The organism is Geomonas sp. Red276, assembly GCF_054784495.1.
Genome location: NZ_BLXW01000011.1, coordinates 1 through 19945 on the forward strand (window position 1 = coordinate 1; position 19945 = coordinate 19945).

Here is a 19945-nt window from a genome sequence, read left to right on the forward strand (position 1 = left end):
CTGCGCTAAGATGCTTGTGGGGCACGGTGGGTTCTCCTTCTGAGGTTTGGTCGTTGGCGCTTCCAAACTACCAGAAAAACTCACTGTGTCCCTTCTTTTTTACCCCTCCTTCAGGGTGGTGCATTTTGAACTAGAATTCATCCCCTGCAAAGAAGTAGGGGGGGCTCCTTGGTTGAATGGAACAGCAAGGGCACCTCCGTGAATGGAGGTGCCCTTGCGTATACGGGAGGGGGTGAACGCTTAGCCCGTCTATGCCGTCATTTCCATGCGGGGCGGTCCTAAACTGTCGGGTTCGCCGTGGCGGGACCGGTTGCACATCTGCCGCCCTGCCAACCATGACTTTCGGTACTTCTTTTGCCGCCCGCCGAGTTCGTCTACGCCTCCCTTGATGCGGGCAAGAGTGCTGGCATAGCCAACCATTTTCAGGATGGTAACAGAGCTAACCTCCCAAATGAAGAACAGATACAAGCTGAACCAGACAATAGCCAAACCTAGCAGCATCAGACCAGAGAGCACTCCAGCATCTGGTTACCTCATGCAAGTTCAAATCAAGTAAACCCTACCAACCAATCCTCCCGCATATCAGCCAGTTCAATATCTTATCCGACAAGAAATTCCCCTCAGAGATCATATCACTGGAGATGTTTTGACTCCTAAGGTCAACTGCCGTCCTGTAGATTCCGCACTTAGTGAAGTTCCAGTAGCAGTAGTTGTCAGACATAAAGCTTGTCGTAACAGGCATGTTAGCCAGCTTGTCGTTTGGGAAGGGGCAGGAGCCTATGTAGGTGCATCTAGCCATGGTAGCCTCCTGGTACCGGAGTAGCATAGGGTATTGTAGTGAGAATAATAATAAATGCAAACTAATTTATATTACGTTTAAGTTTTACCATGGTTCAGCCGATAAGTATACAGAGAAGAATATTTCAGAGGAGGTTATTGGTATGAGTATTGACCCCATCTCGGGTAACAGCGTGGCTGCTACCCCAGCTAACATTAATCCCCAAGCTAAGACTGAACAGGCCACGGCCACCGCACAGGTAAGCCAGGACACTCAGAAATCAGCTAAGGCTGCCAAGACCGACACGGTGACCATCTCACAGCAGGCTCTACAGAAGACGCAACAACTGGCAAGTGACGGTGACACCATGGCTCAAGAAGCTAAGGAGAGTGCTGCTGAGAAGGCCAGTGAAACTCTCAGAGATAAGAAGTAACCGACCTAACTGGTAAACTTTCGTACAAGGAGGGGCTTGGCCGTAATGGCTAGGCCCCTTGGCTTTGTGCTCACTCTCACACGGTCAGTGCTAAAGTCCCGCCATCACCATCCTTCCAAACTAAGTCCTCACTAATTTCGCTAGTTGAGCCCAGCCACTTATCTGCGTCTAAGTCTAAATTCCAGTCAGATTTAGAATAAACTGGCGGAAAAACAGGAGCCCATTGCCGCCGGAGGACCTCCAACCATACCTTTATGCGGCCGCCCCCGGGCTTACCTCGTCGCGCCATTTAGACGGTACGGAGGCTGTATTGGTTGACAATGCGGCAAAACGCGGACGGCTCCGGGTTACCCTGCCAGGGGTGATGCCCCGGGTAACGGTGCGTTTCGACCAGACGGAGCTGGAGTTACCGATGGCGCTCGACACGGCATCGTGGAGCCTGATGAGGAGAGGTTGGTGCTGGTTTGGCGGGGAAAACACTCCGTTCACGGCAGGGTTTTCGATATTCGACGGGTAACGGTCGGCTGCTCGACCTGAACTAGAAACCGGAATATGGTGATCTGGAGTAGCCGAACCTCCTCCCAGTCATGCGGCTCGATCAGGATGTTCGGGGTATTATTCATAGTTCCCTGCTTCTGTCGACCAGTTGCCGGTACAGATAACGTGCTTATTCAAGAAAGTCAGGAGCGATACGGTACACTGCCACGGCTTTGTCGACGTCATACGTGTGGCTGCTGTCGGTTCGTGCCGCCGGTAGAGTTTCCATCGAAGCCAGTCCGACCGTAATAGCTCTTTCCCGTTCCCGGTACGGATCAGGTTCTGGAAGGTCCCATCGAATGCTCACTGTACCGATCTTCTTGCCTCTGCCGATCGTTTCCAGTCGCCGGCACTGTTAACCTTTCGCCTTCCTGCTACAATTATCTCGTTTGACCGCAACACTCTCACCAATGCCCCCCCTTATAGCGTGTATCGTGCAATTTGTTTCCGGGACGGCTCCGGAAATGACAGTTCCTCTCTCATTCTGAACTGCCGGGTTGCAGCTTCACCTGTTTTGGCAGCTACTCTCCCCGCGTCCCCCTGGAGAACGAACCAGGGGCGCGCGAAAGGAGTGACCATGAGCGACGACGGAAGCAGGAACCGCATACTCCCCTTCTCCGGGCTGATCCTGGCCCTGGCCGCCTTGAGCGTGATGTTCTTCACCAGGACTCCTTTCCAGGAGACGAGGCCCGAGGCCCCCCAGCTCTTCGATGCCAACCCGGAGATCGAGGCGAGACTTTGGGAGGATCCGTTTCTGGCCGTGCTGCGGGGACGCGAATCCCCGCAGCGTGCCCCTGAGCGCCCGGAAGGTACAGTCGGGGGCGAACCTCCCCTTACCTTCGATATCGATGTGGAGGGGGCGCAAAACGGGGCGCAGAAGGAACCGCAAACCGGAGAGGTGAAGGGGTTGCTGGCCGAGGCATGGACGAGGGCCAATAAGGAGAAGACGCAGCCTGACGCAAAGCACCTAAGGGTCGTCGCCATGATGGTCTTCGGGACCCCCTACGCAGAGGACGAGGAGAGAAGGGTGCGCGACCGCTATGCCGCGTTGTCGGCCTTCCGGAGGCTGGGGTTCGTGCCCCGGAACCTGGACAAGATCGGTTACATCTCTGTGAAAGGCAAGAACATCAGTGAAAAGGGGCTGAGAAGTATCATGCCCTTCGAATGGCTACGGCACGTCAGGGACGAGGACGAAAACATCCTGCTGCTTTGGCTAAACGATGACCTGTTCACGGGCCAACCGCTTGCGAAGCTCGAAAAGCTGGCCGCCTCACTGGGGTCGAATGTCGGCACCCCCGACGGGCATCCCTTGAAGGTAATCGGGCCCGCGGGCGCCACCAACCTCAAGTCGATGGCCGCGGAGGCCAAGGGGCGACTCGATCGCCCTTCGGCTCCGCAGCCATACGGTACCTGTTCTTCAGCCCGTAACAAGGAATCGCAAAAAGGACCGCCAAAAGAACCAACCAAAGAACCGGCAAAAATAGAGCTGACGGCAGCGGCCACGCTCGAGCACAACATCGAAATCTACTCGGCGACCGCCACCTACGACGATCCCGTCCTGCTCTCGGTGCTGCGAAGCAGGACGGTGAACAAGGAGGCCGGAGTCACCGAGGAGTTCTCGCTGGCCAAGACCAAGTTCCGCTTCCGGCGGACCATTTGCACCGACCGCGAGCTGGCGGGGAAGATCTTCGACGAACTGACCCTGCGCGGCATAGATTGCCGGAACAGGAAGGATCATATCGTGCTCGTCTCCGAGTGCGACACGGAGTATGGCAGGGCCATGGCTGACGCCTACCGTGACGTCTTTTTCGGGCGGGGCGTCATCAACATCAAGGAGCAGTTGCACACCTTCAGCTACCTGCGGGGGATCGACGGAAAAGGTGTCCCCCGGAAGGCGGAAGAGGGGGGATCCGGGGAAAAGAGCGCCGCGGACAAGGGGGAGGAGGGGACCGGCGACAAGAAGTCCACCTCTGCGACCCGGCTCGAGAAGGCGTCGGGACTGAGCCAGTTCGATTACATGCGGCGGCTCGCCGAGCAGGTATACCAGTTCGAGCAGCAGCTGGAGAACGGGGGGACCATCCGCGCGATCGGGGTGCTCGGGTCCGATTTCCACGACAAGTATTTGGTGATACAGGCGATGCGGCAGCGGTTTCCGCAAGCCGTGCTGTTCACCTCCGACCTCGACGCCCGTTTCCTGCAACCCGACGCGGTCCGCATCACCCGCAATCTCGTCGTTGCCTCTACCTTCCCCCTCAGCCTGAGAAACGACCCCAACATCAACCTGCAGGGAGACGTGCCGCCGTTTCGGGACAGTTACCAGACATCGGAATTCTTCGCCATCCTCCACGCCTTCGCCAATGACGGATACCTCGAACCGTCCCTTCGCGAGGTGATGCATCAACAGCCGCACCCGAAGGTCTTCGAGATCGGGCGGTACCGGGCGGTGGATCTCTCGGAGGACCCCGCCAACACGAAAAGCTTCTATCCCCGCCATCGGGAAGCCGACAGCAGCGGGAAGCTCCTCGGGAAGATCGTCGTCACGGGCCTTTTGACCCTGGCCCTCCTTCTGCTCAGCAGCGAGCGGCTGCGCCAGTTTTTCGCCTGCGGTTTGGGTAGCAGGCGAACCCGTGCCGCGATGGTGATCTTCATATCGCTAAACGCCTCGGTCGTGCTGCTCTTTTACCGTCTCATCCTGATGAACCCGCACAAGGAGGAGCCGCTTTCCTTCGTGGAAGGGGTCAGCGTCTGGCCGACCGAAGTAATCCGGGGATGTGCCGTGGCTCTCGCGCTATTTTTCCTGTGGCGCCGTCATGTCCAGGTGGCCGCCAACAGGAGGAGTATCCATAGGGAGTTCCGGTTTAACTCCCGGGAAAAGGGCGGTCCGCCTGGGGCGTCCGGTGGCGATGACGAGGATGGCGCCGAACGCCGCAGGGGCCGTCTCGCGACCGGCGACGAGCACCGTCCCCCGACGGTTTCCCCCCGCGCTGAGAGGGGGTGCGCCGGAAACCGCAAGGATGGTGGCGATACCAACCGCAGGAAAAGGAAACGCGGGGACAGGACCGGAGTCGTCGGGGATGTCCGCGGGATGTTCAGGAAGTTCGCCGACATCGCCCGGTACGATTGGGACATCTCCCAGCCGGCACGGGGTGCGACCATGGACAGTTACTGGTGCGAGTACTGCCGGCGTGACTCGATCAACTACCGGGTGAGAAGGCTTGCGCCGATCGTCGTCTGTTACCTCGCGCTGTGCGGCCTCATCGTCAGCCTCTCGATGCCGGTCTCACCGGTTCGCGGCATCATCAGCATGGGAGTCGACCGGATCATGCTGGGCGCCATGGTCCTCAGCTTCACCCTGCTCGTTTTCTGCGTCTTCGACGTCATCAGAACATGCCGCCGCTTCATCGACCTGGTGGCGGAACGCGCGCCGCGATGGGGGGGGCTATCGTTCCGGCACGTCCTCAAGTTCCCCCCGGAAAAGTCGAAGGCGGTCTGGACACACTGGATGCTTGTCTACCTCGTGGCCAGGAGAACGGAAACGGTTGGGAGGTGCATATTCTACCCGTTCATCGTCTGGCTGCTCATCCTTTTCTCGCGGTTCGACCTTTTCGACAACTGGAAAACCCCCATCGCTCTCGCCGTCGTGATGAGCCTCAGCGCGGTCTACACGTGGAGCTGTGCCTGGCTTCTTCGCCGCTCCGCCGAGAAGGTCCGCAAGATCTCGCTCGACAGGCTCGGTTCCCTTCTGGCCGCGGCTCTGGCGAGGCAGGACCAGAGTGAGGCGGAGGTGAGCCGTATCCGGTTCGTCATCGAGAGGGTCGCTGCGATCCGGGACGGTGCTTTCGCTCCGTTCACCCAGAACCCCGTGGTCCAGGCACTGCTGGTCCCCATGGGGGGGGTCGGTGTGTACGCGCTGGATATCCTGGCGAAGCTGAAGATATGAATGTGGAGGAAGTACCCTGCAGGCCGCCGTGCACCTTCCGAGGAATATGGAGCTTTTGCATTGGTCGTTGAGCTGAATCTGCCGGTAGTGCATCGGGGTGGCCCGCACAACATTTGAGTAGGCAGGGAGGTTTCGGATGACCCAGAAAATGGTGGTGACGGCAATTTCGCTGAACCTGCGCGAGGGGCCCAGTCTCAACGCGAGGGTCCTCGACATCCTCAGGCAGAAGGAGCAGGTGATCTTCCTGGAGGCCTCGGCAGACAACTACTGGTTCAAGGTCCGCCGCGAAGGGGGCGAAGTCGGGTGGGCATCGCACAAGTTCCTGACCGCGCTTTCTCCCCCCTCGGACGCTCCGCTCTGGCTGCGGATCGCGGAGGGGGAGAAAGGGGTCCACGAGGTGCCGGGATTCGCCAACAACGCCCGCATCGTCCAGTACCTGAAATCGACCAGCCTCGGGGAGCCGTACTGCTCCTGTGACGAGACCCCGTGGTGCTCGTCGTTCGTGAACTACTGCATGGAGAAGGCGGGGTACGAGGGGACCGACTGCGCCGCCGCCCGCTCGTGGCTTGAGTGGGGGAAGAGGATCGACACCCCGTGCCTTGGCTGCATCGCGGTCTTAAGCCGCGAGGGAGGGGGGCACGTCGGGTTCTACGTGGGAGAGTCGGCGGAGACCGTGACGCTCCTGGGGGGAAACCAGGGGGACAGAGTCTGCCTCGCCCAGTATCCGAAAAGCAGGGTCTTGGGTTACCGGATACCCACTCCTTAAAGCATATAACGGGGCCTGGCGCCATCAGGTGCCAGGCCCCGTTATCGGTCCCACCTTCCTACCTCAACGACATAGAAGGCGGCTGCCCGAAGGGGTGCCTGCCGCCGTCCTCCAACTCCTACTATTCTCCCACCGGTGCCTTCTTAAGGATCTCGTTCCATTGGTCAGGGGTGTGTGGTAGCCCCCCTTCGTACCGTCGTAGTTTTCCAGCGGGAGCTTGTAGATCTTTTCCGCGGTGGGGGACTGGAGACACTCGTAGCCCATGGTCCCGTTGTTCACTTACAGCGCACACGCGGTTTGGGCCTGCCCAGCTCGGGAATTTCTCGTGGGACAGGGGGGAGTGTGCCACGGTAACGTTCCAGTATGGGGTAAATTAAAAATTGCAATTAATTTGTAGGTCGTAAGAATGGTTGCGCGTGGCGGGCGATGCTGGCTCTTTCGTGAAGGTCAATGATGGTGCGCTGTTACACTGTTTTAAAATCACCTATATGGAATTTGTGACGATAAATGGGGCTGTTTGTGCCGTTTTGGAGATATTTTTATTTCTCTTGACAGTCTGGATCGGCACATAGTAATACCAATCGAAAAATTCCGATTACTGTATGCATCCGAGTTTGTTCCGCTGTTTGTGCAGGCTATAGTCGACAAAATTAATTAAACATCCACAAATACTCTGCGCACAATGAGAGCAAATACGGAGTAATCGGGGAATTTTTTTGAGATGCAGTCATCAACGAAGACGCCGTGAAGTGTGTGAAATACATGCTTGGAGGCAAGGCTATGAACAGCGCTAAAAGAAGAAGAGAGCTTTGCTTGGGCGATATTCTGAAACAACTCGAAGAGACCAAGTTCCATGGCAGCGTCACCATCCATTACGCCAGCGGCAATCCCCGCAAGATCGAATACAAGTCGGTCCAGGATCTGGCGGTGGATGCGGGGAAGGGCGCTTCCAGTTCCGCTCACTGACGTTTCCGTGAGCTGGCGGAAACCGGGGCAGGTGCAATGACCTCGCCGCTACGTCGTCTCGCCGGTTTTTCCGGAGCCCGGCTGACCGGGCCCACTGCTTCCAGGTAATTGCAGCGCGGCACGATAGTTGCGCTGACTTTGGTTGCTTAAAGCCCGCTCTTCATTGTGGGATTTAGGTTATTTATTTTAGTCGGTTGGTATTGGGCTTATCGTAATAAGAGGCCGAATAATGTACCCGTTCGCGGGCGTTATTCGGCCTTTTTTTGTTCCCAGGCCCGAGTTCAGGGAGAAGCGTACCCGCCACCGATCCCTTTGCGTCGCGGTGGTGGCACCCCCGGTTTGGTTTCGCCCGGGGACGCTTCCGGTTTTATGTAATGCATCACCTGTATTTATCGAAGGAGGTACCTGTGAACCTGAAAACGTGCTGTTCCAAGTGGACACTGGCGGTACTGCCGATCCTGCTGCTGGGGGTCACGGCGACACCCATCTGGGGGGCTCAGCAGAGGATCTCTTCCTTTTCGGTCGGGACCCTCTCCAAGAACAACCTTGCCTACGGGGTCGCCACCAGCGGGATCGATGCCACCTTGGCCATCTCCTGGAGCAACGGTTCCGGAGGGGCCGCGAATTTCTCGTCCTCCGCCGTTGCCGGTGTCACCTGCGTCTTCAACAACGGAGTAGCGGTCCCGATGGGGCAGACGTCGGCGCCCCTGTCCTGTTCGACAGACGGAACCACTCCGGCGGGAGCCCACACGGTAACCGTTACTCAGGATACCAATTCGGTCAGCAGCACGTTCACCCTGACCATCGTCAAGGCCAATCCCAGCGTGAGCACCTGGCCGACGGCCTCCCCGATCACCTTCGGCCAAACCCTCGCCTCTTCGACCCTGACGGGCGGAACCTCGACGCCGACCGGCACCTTTACCTTCACCGCTCCGGGCACCTCCCCGGGCGCCGGTTCGTCTTCACAAGGGGTGACCTTTACCCCCTCCGACCCGGCCAATTACAACAGCGTGACCGGTTCGGCGACCGTCGTGGTGAACAAGGCGGCACCGGCCATCACGACCCTGCCGTCGGCTTCCCCAATCGTCTACCAGCAGCTCCTGTCGGCCTCAACCCTTACCGGAGGGGCGGCCTCGCCTCCCGGAACCTTCGCCTTCACCGCTCCTTCGACGGTTCCCTCCGCGGCGGGGACCTACAGCGCGGCGATCACCTTCACACCCAACGATGCGAATAATTACGGTACCGCGAGCGGCAACGTGAGCGTGGCGGTGGGCAAGGCGGGCCAGGCGATCACCGTCGACACCGCGGCTCCCGCGAGGGCGGCGCTCAACGCCACTTTCAACGTCGCGGCCCACGCCGATTCGTCGCTGCCGGTGGCGATCACCGCAAGCGGCGCCTGCAGCGGCAGCGGCTCGAGCAGCGGAGCCGGTTCCACGGTCACCATCACCATGTCGGCCACCGCCGGTACCTGCACGGTCAACTACAACCAGGCGGGGGACGGCAACTACAACGCCGCCCTCCAGGTTTCGAGCGCCACCTCCACGACCAAGCTGGCCCAGGTGATCGCCTTCGCCCCGCTGGGGAACGAGACCTACGGCGCCACCGATTTCAGCCCGGCAGCGGTCGGGGGGGACTCCGGGAACCCGGTCACCTACACGAGCTCGAACCCGGCGGTTGCCACCATCACCCCGGACGGGCTCATCCACATCACCGGTGCGGGGAACACCACCATCACCGCCAGCCAGGCGGGGAACGACACCTACAGTGCGGCCGCCGACGTCTCCCAGCCCTTCACCGTCGACCCTGCCGTCATCACCGTCACCGCCGACAACAAGCAGCGCCTGTTTGGCACGGAGAACCCTCCCTTCACCGCCACCTACAGCGGCCTCGTCAAGGGGGATAACCTCTCGGTGATCTCGGGCGACCCCGCCTTCAGCACCACCGCCGATATCAACAGCCCGAAGGGGAGCTACGACATCACGGTCGGCCAGGGGACCCTCGCTGCGGCCAACTACACCTTCGCCTTCGTCAACGGCACCCTCGCGGTCGACCTGGCAAGCCAGACCATCACCTTCAACCCGATCGATCCCAAGACCTACGGCGCGGGGAGCTTCGACCTCTCCTACACCCCGGGGGCCTCGGGGCAGCCGGTAACCTTCGAGAGCTCGAACACCGCGGTCGCCACGGTGAGCGGGAAGACGGTCACCATCGTGGGCGCCGGGAGCGCCACCATCACCGCCAGCCAGGCCGGTAACGAGAACTACGGCTCGGCCACCGGCCAGCAGACCCTCAACGTGGCGAAGGGGGTGATCACCGTCACCGCGGACAGCCAGAGCCGCGCCTACAACAGCGCCAACCCGCCGCTCACCTACCGCTACAGCGGCTTCGTCAACAACGAGGATAAGGGGGTCATCACCGGCCTCCCGGCCATCTCCACCACCGCCGCCATCGACAGCCCGGTGGGGGATTACCCGATCACCGTCGGTGAGGGGACCCTCTCCGCGGCCAACTACAGCTTCTCCTACGTGGCTGGGATACTCGCCGTCGGCAAGGCAAGCCAGAACATTGACTTCGGGACCATCCCCGCCAAGGTGTACGGCGACCTGGCCTTCGACCTATCCGCCACCGGTGGCGCCTCGGGTAACCCGGTGACTTTCGCAAGCTCCAACAGCGCGGTCGCCACGGTGAGCGGTACCACGGTGACCATCACTGGCGCGGGGAGCACCGTCATCACCGCGAGCCAGGAGGGGGACGCCAACTTCGCACCGGCCACCGCGCAGCAGACGCTCAATGTCGGCAAGGGGACCATCACGGTGACCGCCGCCGACGCGACCCGTCCCTACGGGACCTCCAACCCGCTCTTCACGGCAAGCTTCTCCGGCTTTGCCTACACCGACACCGCCGCCTCCCTGCAGGGTGCGCCTTCGGTCCCCTGCGCGGCCGACGCCTCGAGCCCGGTGGCGGAGTACCCGATCATCGCGACGGTCGGGAACCTCTTCTCGAACAACTACGACTTCAGCTACGTGAACGGGAAGCTTACCGTCACCAAGGCGGCTCCTGCCATCACGGCGCTCCCCAGCGCGAGCGGGATCATCTTCACCCAGGCGCTCTCCGCCTCGACCCTCTCCGGCGGGACCGCCTCCACGGAGGGGACCTTCGCCTTCACCGCACCGTCGACGGTGCCGGCGGCAGCGGGTAACTACCTTGCAGCGGTCACCTTCACCCCGGCCGACGCCACCAACTACACGACGGTAAGCGACAGCGTCACCGTCGCGGTCGCCAAGGCGACGCCGGCCGTCAACACGCTCCCCACCGCGAGCGGGATCGTCTTCAACCAGCCGCTCTCGGCCTCCACCCTCTCAGGCGGGACGGCCTCGGTCCCCGGTTCCTTCTCATTCACCACCCCCTCGACGGTGCCGGGTGCGGCGGGAACCTACAGCGCGGCCATCACCTTCACCCCTGACAGCGCTAATTACAACACGGTGACGGCGAGCGTCGACGTGGCGGTTGCCCAGGCGACCCCGGTGATCTCCACGCCCCCCACCGCGAGCGGGATCGTCTTCACCCAGCCGCTCTCCGCCTCGACTCTCTCCGGCGGCGCGGCCTCGGTCCCCGGCACCTTCGCCTTCACCGCACCCTCGACGGTGCCGGGGGGGGCGGGGATCTACAGCGCGGCCGTCACCTTCACCCCGGAGAGCGCCAACTACACCACGGTGGCAACGAGCGTGAACGTGGCAGTCGCCAAGGCGACCCCGATCATCACCACGCTCCCGACCGCGAGCGCTATCACCTTCAAAGAGGCACTTTCCTCCTCGACCCTCTCCGGTGGCCAGGCCTCGGTGCCGGGTACCTTTGCCTTCAGCGCGCCGGCCACGGTCCCTGCCGCCGCGGGAACCTACAGCGCGGCGATCACCTTTACCCCGAACGATCCGGCCAACTATCTCTCCGCAGCCGGTGCGGTCGACGTGGAAGTAGGAAAGGCAGCCGCCACCATCACCCTCGGCGGACTCAGCCAGAGCTACGACGGGAACCCGAAAACGGTGACCGTCGGCACCACTCCCGACAGCCTCGCAGTCACGGTCACCTATGCGGGGGGGAGCGCGGCTCCGGCCGGGGCGGGAAGCTACGAGGTGGTCGCCTCGGTGAACGACGCGAACTACCAGGGGAGCGCAACCGGTACGCTGGTGATCGCCCCCGCGGGGCAGTCGATCACCTTCACCGCGCTCTCCAATAAGAGCTACGGCGACGCCGACTTCGGGCCGGGCGCCACCGGCGGCGCTTCCGGGAACCCGGTCACCTACGCGAGCTCGAATCCGGCGGTGGCCACCATCACCTCCGGGGGGCTCATCCATATCACCGGCGCGGGTACCACCACCATCACCGCCAGCCAGGCCGGCAGCGACAACTACAGCCAGGCCGCCGACGTCGCCCAGACCTTCACCGTCGACCCTGCCGTCCTCACCGTCACCGCCGACAACAAGCAGCGCCCCTTCGGGATGGAGAATCCCTCCTTCAGCGCGAGCTATAGCGGCTTTTTCAACGGCGATACCACCACCGTCCTCTCCGGCGAACCCGCCTTCAGCACCACTGCGGACGTGAACAGCCCGGTCGGGAGCTACCCCATCACGCCGGCGCAGGGAACCCTCACCGCAGCCAACTACACCTTCAGCTTCGTGACCGGCACCCTGTCGGTGGGGCTCGCCAGCCAGAGCATCACCTTCAATCCCATCGATGCCAAAACCTACGGCGCAGGGAGCTTCGACCTCTCCTACACCCCGGGGGCTTCCGGCCAGCCGGTCACCTTCGAGAGCTCGGACAGCGCGGTCGCCACCGTGAGCGGGACGACGGTCACCATCGTGGGCGCGGGTACCGCCACCATCACCGCCAGCCAGGCCGGGAACGAAAACTACGGCTCGGCCACCGCACAGCAGACTCTCAACGTGGCGAAGGGGGTGATCACCGTCACCGCGGACAACCTAAGCCGCCCCTTCAACACCGACAACCCGCCGCTTACCTACCGCTACAGCGGCTTCGTGAACAACGAGGACCAGACCGTCATCGGCGGCGCCCCCGCCATCTCCACCACCGCCGTCATCGGCAGCCCGGTGGGTGATTACCCGATCACCGTCGCCCCGGGGAACCTCTCCGCCGCCAACTACCGCTTCTCCTACGTGGGTGCGCTCCTCAGCGTCGGCAAGGCGAGCCAGAGTATCGACTTCGGGGGCATTCCCGCCAAGGTGTACGGCGACCTGGCCTTCGACCTCTCCGCCACCGGCGGCGCCTCAGGGAACCCGGTGACCTTCGCAAGCTCCAACAGCGCGGTCGCCACGGTGAGCGGGAGCACGGTGACCATCGTGGGCGCGGGGAGTACCGTCATCACCGCGAGCCAGGCGGGGAACGCCAGCTTCGCCCCGGCGAGCGCGCAACAGACGCTCAACGTCGGCAAGGGGACCATCACGGTGACCGCCGCCGACGCGACCCGTCCCTATGGAAGCTCCAACCCGCTCTTCACGGCAAGCTTCAGCGGCTTCGCCTACAACGACACCGCCGCCTCGCTGCAGGGGGCGCCCTCGCTTTCCTGCGGGGCGAACGCCTCGAGCCCGGTGGCGGAATACCCGATCGTCGCGGATGTCGGAAACCTCGCCTCGAACAACTACGCCTTCAGTTACGTGAACGGGAAGCTCACCGTCACCAAGGCGGTCCCGGTCATCAACTGGAGCAACCCGGCCGACATCTTTACCGGGACCGCGCTTTCGTCGACCCAGCTGAACGCATCCGCCCCGGTGGGGGGCACTTTCAGCTACACCCCGGCAGCCGGAACCGTCCTGCCGGCCGGAAGCGGGGAAACGCTGACGGTGGAGTTCACCCCCGATGACGCCACCAACTACGCGACCGCGACCACGAGCGTCTCCATCAACGTGGTTTCCAAGCTGGCGGCCACCGTCACCCTCGGCAGCCTCGCCCAGCTCTACGACGGCCAACCCAAGGGGGTTACGGTCACCACCTCGCCGGCCAATCTCGCGGTGAACGTCACCTACAACGGGAACGTTTCCGTTCCGGCCACCGCGGGAAGCTATACGGTGCTCGCCACCGTCAACGACCCCCGGTATGAAGGAGGGGCGGTCGGGACGCTCGTCATCGCCAAGGCGACCGCCACCGTCACCTTGGGCGGGCTCTCCCAGATTTCCAACGGCAGCGCCAGGAGTGCTACGGCCAGCACCATCCCGGCCGGCCTGGCGGTCGACATCACCTACAACGGTACCTCAGCAGCCCCGAGCGCCGCGGGAAGCTACGCGGTGGCGGCGACGGTCAATGACGTGAACTACCAGGGGCGCGCCACCGGGACCATGACCATCAGCGAGGCGACCGGCGGGAGCTGCGGCAGCGCCAACGGGCAGAGCTTCACCACGGCACCCGCCACCAACCTCTGCTCGTCCGGCACCGCCTCGGCCCTTACCGGCAGCGGGCCGTGGGGGTGGAGCTGCAGCGGCACCGGTGGCGGCTCCACCGCCTACTGCACCGCCAACAAGACGGTGACCAATCCACCCGCGGTGGGGGGGGCACCCTCCGGCAGCTTCACGGGAATTAAATCCGGGGCGAGCTTCACGGTGAGCCGCATCTCGGCCACCGGAGCCAAGGTGCTGGCCTCCAACACCACCGACACGACCTTCACCGACACCTCGGATCTCCTCCCCAACACGGTGTACCAGTACGCGGTGGTATCCGACACCGACCCGACCCAGACGGTCTTCATGACCATCAGGACGCCTCTGTACAACGGCTGGAACATCGTGGCGGTGCCGTACCAGACCGCCGGGGTCAGCCCGGCCAGGTTCTTCGCGAGCCCGGTCAGCGTCATCTACCAGTGGGTCCCTTCGGGCGCGAGCTCGGAGGACAGCTCCACGGTGCTCGGCTCCTACAACATCGTCTCCGGCCTCAACCCCGGTAACGGATACTTCGTCAAGGCGGTCAACGCCGGCACCATGCTCACCTACAGCGGGACGGCAGGTCCCGCCAGCGCGACGGTGAACCTGAAGCCGGGGTGGACCATGATCGCCGACCCGAACACCACCAACAAGACCGGCATCGGTTCCACCTGGCAGATCGACGGCAAGCCGCTTGCCGATGCCATCGCCGCCAACAGGATCGGCGGGAGCCTCTACTGGTGGAACGGCACTACCTACGATTCCTGGACGGTGGCGAGCGACCCGGTCGTGGAACCCTGGAAGGGATACTGGATCCTCAACCTTGACTCGGTCAGCCACACCCTGACCATAAAGTGATACGCCCGATGAGAAACTGGAGGTGCATATGCTGAAAAGATCGAAACTTTTGGAAATGGGAGCCATCCTCGCCATGGTAACCGCGGCGGAAACGGTTTGGGGGGCGCCTCCGCCCCCCCCTTCCAGCGCCATCATCCCGGTCACCCCGCTCGGCGGGCCCGTGGTCTACCTCGCCACCGCGATCGGGGTGGCCGCCTACGGGGTGTGGAAGTCCCGGAAATAGATTTTCTTGAAGGAGCAGGGTAGGGGAGACCGACCACCGAGGCTCTCCCGGTCCGCCACGGGCCCGGAGAGCCTTGGTGGCACCCCTATCCGTGCGCCCCGCAATTCGATGTGACCGGCGGCGGATGCCGTCGTCCCGGGAACCCGCCCGGAGAGGGGGGTGGCGCCCCGGAGCCGGACGCACGCGCCGCCAGCCGGTCCCTTTTCTCCTTTTCGGTCAAGTCTCTCGCCCCCCTGGCGGGGCGATGGCGACCCTGGGCCTCTCTCCCCATCTGGGGGGAGGGGCCATTTTTTTCCCCGGAGCGCGTTCGCCAAGGCCTGGCTGTTTCCCCTGCGGAGAAGGGCCTCCTCCCGCCCACTCCGCCTCAACCTCCTCCCACCGTTTTTCGACCGTCGATTCTGCACGAAATAACCCCGTTGCCTGGAGTCTTGTTGCGCCCGACGCTGTAAGACACCTCCCTGTTTCCTAGTCGCTACAGGGGAGGCGTCTCGGGCGGTCGCCTCGTTGGAGAGGGACGGGGGAGGTCAAAAGTTTGAGTTCGGTAAAAATACGTTTTATTTTCTGTTGACATGTACGTAAACTGACGCTATGGTGGTTTCCAGTTGACGTAAAAGGGTGTCTGTACCCCTGTTAACGTGGTAGTACCGGTAGTTAGTGGCAGCTGCAGCGGCTGCGGCGTGCCTGGTTCTCCTCGATCTTGCTGAGATCTCTAATCTTTCTGACTGTAAGCCGGCCGCGAATGACGAGGTTGTTCACGGTGCGGCTAAATTATAGAACGGAGGTTTGTCATGTCGGAGCTGCATTCGAGGATCAGGAGGAAGAGCCTGCACGCGAGGATCATGAAGCCGGAGGATACCATCCCCTTCTTCAGGGACGGGATGGATCTCGGCTGGTCCGGCTTCACGCCGGTGGGGTACCCCAAGGTGGTGCCGCTGGCCTTGGCCGATTACGTCGAACAGAACAAGCTGCAGGGGAAGATGCGCTTCAACCTCTTCATCGGCGCCTCCATCGGGGCGGAGGTGGAGGACCGCTGGGCTGAGCTCGGGATGACCGACAAGCGCTGGCCCTACCAGACCGGGAAGGTGGTCCAGAAGAAGGTCAACGACGGCTCGGTCCGGATGGGTGACAAGCACCTCTCCCTCTACGCCCAGGACCTCGTCTACGGCTTCTACACGAAGGAGAGGGGAGGCGGGTTCGATCTCGGGCTCATCGAGGCCTCCGGCATCGCCGAGGACGGCTCGATCATCCTCTGCGGCTCGGTCGGCGTGGCGCCCGAGGTTATCCAGAACTCGGACAGGCTCATCATCGAGATCAACACGGCGATCCCCTCCTTCGAGGGGCTCCACGACATCGTGATGACCGAGCTCCCGCCCAACAAGAAGCCGTACCTGGTGACCCGGGTCGACGACCGGGTGGGCTCCCTCACCGTTCCCTGCGACCCGGACAAGATCGTGGCCATCGTCGAGTCCAACATGCCGGACCGCGGCCGTCCCCTCGCTCCCCCCGACGAGCTCTCCGAGCGGATCGCCGCCCACATCCTCGACTTCTTCCAGGCCGAGGTGAAGGCGGGAAGGCTCCCGAAGAACCTCCTCCCGCTCCAGTCCGGGGTCGGCAACATCGCCAACGCGGTGGTGGGGGGGCTCGCCCAGGGGCCGTTCTCCGGTGTCAACGTCTGGACCGAGGTGCTCCAGGACACCATGCTCGACTTCTTCGACTCCGGGAAATTGAACTTCGCCTCCGCCACCTCCCTTTCCCTCTCCGAGCCCGGCTTCAAGCGGCTCTATGCCGACTGGGAGCGCTACACGAGCCGCGTGGTGCTTCGCCCCATCCAGTACTCGAACCACCCCGAACCGGTCCGCCGGCTGGGAGTCATCGCCATGAACACCCCCGCCGAGTTCGACATCTACGGCCACGCCAACTCCACGCTGGTCAACGGGAGCCGGATGATCAACGGCATCGGCGGCTCGGGGGATTTCCTCCGCAACTCGTACCTCTCCATCATGCACAGCCCCTCCACCCGCCCCTCTAAGAGCGACCCGACCGGGATCACCTGCATCGTCCCGTTCGCGACCCATGTCGACCACACCGAGCACGACCTGGACATCCTGGTCACCGAGCAGGGGCTGGCCGACCTGCGCGGACTCTCCCCCCGCGAGCGGGCCAAGGAGATCATCACCAAGTGCGTCCACCCGGACTACCGCCCGATCATGCAGGAATACTTCGAGCGCTCCCGCCGCGAGTGCTGCGAAAGGAACATCGGCCACGAGCCGCACATGCTGTTCAAGGTGTTCAAGATGCAGCAGCACCTCGCCGAGCACGGGACCATGAAGATCAAGAACTGGGACTGACAAACCTGAACCGCAAACCGATAGAACGCGGATGACGCGGATTGAGCGGATCGACGCGGATCAATCTTGAATCTTTGAGTTACTGCAAGCAACTGCAAGAAACTGCGATAGGGGCCCTTTACAAAAAGGAGGAACGCACAATGGCTGGTGCAACGATCAATTGGAGCGAAGTGGCGCAGCATCCCAAGTACATCGAACTCAAGAGCAGGAAGAGGAACTTCCTGTTCGGCTGGTGGATCGCCTCCACCATCTACTATTTCCTGTTGCCGATCCTCTCCGGCTACGCACCCGATCTCTTCAGGATAAAGGTGATCGGGGTAATCAACTTCGGCTACCTCTTCATCCTTTCCCAGTTCGTGGTGGCCTTCTTCGTCGCGATCTACTACACCCGCGTGGCCAATGAGTTCGACCGCCTGACCAATGAGCTGGTCAAGGCGGTCCGGTAAGGAGGGGATCATGATTAAAAAGAGTCTCGTTGCAATTTCGTTGCTGATGGCGGCTGCCACCGCCACCTTCGCCGCCGAGCCCGCCAAGCAGGGAGCTGCCACTCCCGCCGTGTCGGCCCCCGGGGCCCAGGCCGCCCCTTCCGCCCAGGCCGGACCGGCCGCTCCCGCCGGCCAGGCCTCGCCGTCCGCCGCCGCCGTGACCGCGAAGGCCATGGTCCCCGGCGCCGCCCTCGCCCCGGCCGCCAAGGGGGCCCCGGCCGCCGTCAAGGTGAAGCCCAACCGGGCCATCACCCTCACCATGTTCCTCGCCATCATCGGCGTCACCATCTGCGTGGTGGTCTGGGCCGCCAAAAGGACCACCTCGGCCGCCGACTTCTACGCGGCGGGGGGCGGGATCACCGGGCTTCAGAACGGATGGGCCATCGCCGGCGACTACATGTCCGCCGCCTCCTTCCTCGGCATGTCCGGCCTCATCTCGCTCTACGGGATCGACGGTTTCATGTACGCGGTGGGGCCGATGTTCTCATTCATCGCCATCTTGCTGGTGGTTGCCGAGCCGTGCCGCAACGCCGGCCGCTACACGCTGGGTGACATCCTCTCCTTCCGGGCCGCCCCCCGCACCGTGCGCGGCGTGGCCGCCATCTCCACCGTCACCGTCTCGCTTTTCTATCTGATCGCCCAGATGGTCGGGGCCGGCAAGCTCATGCAGGTCCTTTTGGACATCCCCTACCGCGTCTCGGTGGTCGGGGTGGGCGTCCTCATGGTGGGGTACGTCGTCTTCGGCGGGATGAAGGCCACCACCTGGGTGCAGATCATCAAGGCGGGGCTCTTGATGTCCGGCACCGTGCTCCTCGCGGTCTTGGTCATGGCCAAGGCGGGGATGAACCCGTTCGGCTTCTTCGACTCGGTGGTGAACAGCCCGTTCATCCAGGAGCACGTGAGGATGAACGTCATGAAGGACGCCATTCCGAAGCCGGGCTTCCATTACGGCCAGCGCTTCATGGAGCCGGGTCTCTTCCTCAAGAACCCGCTCGACCAGATCTCGCTGGGGATCGCCTGGGCCTTGGGCGCCGCGGGGCTTCCGCACATCCTCATGCGGTTTTTCACCGTCCCGAACGCGCAGCAGGCGCGTAAGTCCATCGTCATCGCCCTCTTCATCAACTCGACCTTCTTCTTCCTGATCAACCTGATCGGATTCGGCGCGGCGCTCTACCTCACTCCCCAGCTGATCAGCTCCGTCGACAAGGGGGGCAACATGGCTACCCTGCTCCTCGCCCAGAAGATGGGTGGCGGGGCCGGCTCCATCGGCGGCGACCTCTTCCTCGCCTTCATCTGCGCGGTCGCCTTCGCCACCATCCTCGCCGTGGTCTCCGGCCTCGTGCTGGCCGCCTCGGCCGCCATCGCCCACGACGTCTACGTGAACATCATCAAGAACGGCCAGGCGGACCAGGAGACCCAGGTCAGGTGCGCCAAGATCACCTCGCTCTGCGTCGGCGTCGTCGCCATCTGCCTGGGGCTCGCCGCCGAGAAGGAGAACGTGGTGGCGCTGGTGGCGCTCGCCTTCGCGGTGGCCGCCTCGGGTAACTTCCCGGCCATCATGCTGTCGCTCTTCTGGAAACGGTTCAACACCGCCGGCATCGTCGGCGCAATCGTGGTCGGTACCGTGAGCGCCATCGGGCTCGTGCTGGTGTCGCCCAACATGACCTATCCGCAGAAGATCGCCGACGACGCCAAGAAGGTGATGGTGGCGCTGGAGAAGAAGCAGGCCGGGGGGACCGCGCTGACCGAGAAGGATGCGGCTGCGCTGGAGAAGGCGCGGGGCGAGTTCAAGAAGAACGACGGCGGGACCTCGATGGTGGGGCTCAAGGCGCCGCTCTTCCCGCTCAAGAATCCGGCTATCGTTTCGCTCCCCTTGGGGCTCTTCGCCGCGGTGTTCGGCGCGCTGGCCTTCAGGAACCGCCGGGCGGAGGATATGTTCGACGAGGTCGAGGTCCGGCAGATTACCGGGCTCGGGATTTCGGGGGCGTCGGAGCATTAAAGAAAAGGTTCCCTCACCCCTGCCCCTCTCCCGGAGGGCGAGGGGATGTGGACTCTGATACCCTCGCCCCCCTTCAGGGGAGAGGGTGGCCGAAGGCCGGGTGAGGTTTTGAAGTTGCCTCACTGTTCTTTGCCATGTCATGTCACTTGTTTCAGCCCCCGCGGGACGCCGGGGGGCTGAAACACCC

11 protein-coding genes are annotated in these 19945 nt (G+C 62.7%); 10 read left to right on the forward strand and 1 reads right to left on the reverse strand.

Annotation, left to right across the window (positions count from 1 at the left end; all coding sequences use genetic code 11):
• Positions 1-559 precede the first annotated feature (559 nt).
• The gene (locus tag ACYVL5_RS09575; RefSeq protein WP_460595340.1) at positions 560-799 is read right to left on the reverse strand and encodes a hypothetical protein; all 240 of its coding nucleotides are present in this window, start codon (positions 797-799) and stop codon (positions 560-562) included.
• Here ACYVL5_RS09575 and ACYVL5_RS09580 point away from each other — a divergent pair.
• The 10 genes from ACYVL5_RS09580 (at position 786) to ACYVL5_RS09625 (ending at position 19758) form a co-directional block, all read left to right on the forward strand.
• Positions 786-1211, forward strand: a complete 426-nt coding sequence (locus ACYVL5_RS09580) for a hypothetical protein (RefSeq protein WP_460595341.1) — start codon at positions 786-788, stop codon at positions 1209-1211. The genes ACYVL5_RS09575 and ACYVL5_RS09580 overlap by 14 nt on opposite strands.
• A gap of 223 nt (positions 1212-1434) precedes the next feature.
• Complete coding sequence (locus ACYVL5_RS09585; RefSeq protein WP_460595342.1) at positions 1435-1728, forward strand: DUF2169 domain-containing protein; 294 nt, start codon at positions 1435-1437, stop codon at positions 1726-1728.
• 597 nt (positions 1729-2325) lie between these two features.
• A complete protein-coding gene (locus ACYVL5_RS09590; RefSeq protein WP_460595343.1) occupies positions 2326-5688 on the forward strand; it encodes a hypothetical protein in 3363 nt (1120 codons plus the stop codon).
• A 136-nt stretch (positions 5689-5824) separates the two neighbouring features.
• Positions 5825-6454, forward strand: coding sequence for a TIGR02594 family protein (locus ACYVL5_RS09595; RefSeq protein ID WP_460595344.1), 630 nt, complete (start codon positions 5825-5827; stop codon positions 6452-6454).
• Positions 6455-7267: 813 nt separating this feature from the next.
• On the forward strand, positions 7268-7420 hold the full coding sequence (locus ACYVL5_RS09600) for a hypothetical protein (protein WP_460595345.1): 153 nt from the start codon (positions 7268-7270) through the stop codon (positions 7418-7420).
• Positions 7421-7827: 407 nt separating this feature from the next.
• Complete coding sequence (locus ACYVL5_RS09605; RefSeq protein WP_460595346.1) at positions 7828-14703, forward strand: MBG domain-containing protein; 6876 nt, start codon at positions 7828-7830, stop codon at positions 14701-14703.
• A gap of 28 nt (positions 14704-14731) precedes the next feature.
• The gene (locus ACYVL5_RS09610; protein ID WP_460595347.1) at positions 14732-14926 is read left to right on the forward strand and encodes a hypothetical protein; all 195 of its coding nucleotides are present in this window, start codon (positions 14732-14734) and stop codon (positions 14924-14926) included.
• 788 nt (positions 14927-15714) lie between these two features.
• Entirely contained in the window at positions 15715-17274 is a 1560-nt protein-coding gene (locus tag ACYVL5_RS09615) for an acetyl-CoA hydrolase/transferase C-terminal domain-containing protein (RefSeq protein ID WP_460595348.1), read from the forward strand.
• 140 nt (positions 17275-17414) lie between these two features.
• Positions 17415-17720: a DUF485 domain-containing protein gene (locus tag ACYVL5_RS09620; RefSeq protein ID WP_460595349.1), complete on the forward strand. Its 306-nt coding sequence runs from the start codon at positions 17415-17417 to the stop codon at positions 17718-17720.
• 10 nt (positions 17721-17730) lie between these two features.
• Entirely contained in the window at positions 17731-19758 is a 2028-nt protein-coding gene (locus tag ACYVL5_RS09625) for a solute symporter family protein (RefSeq protein WP_460595350.1), read from the forward strand.
• Positions 19759-19945 lie beyond the last annotated feature (187 nt).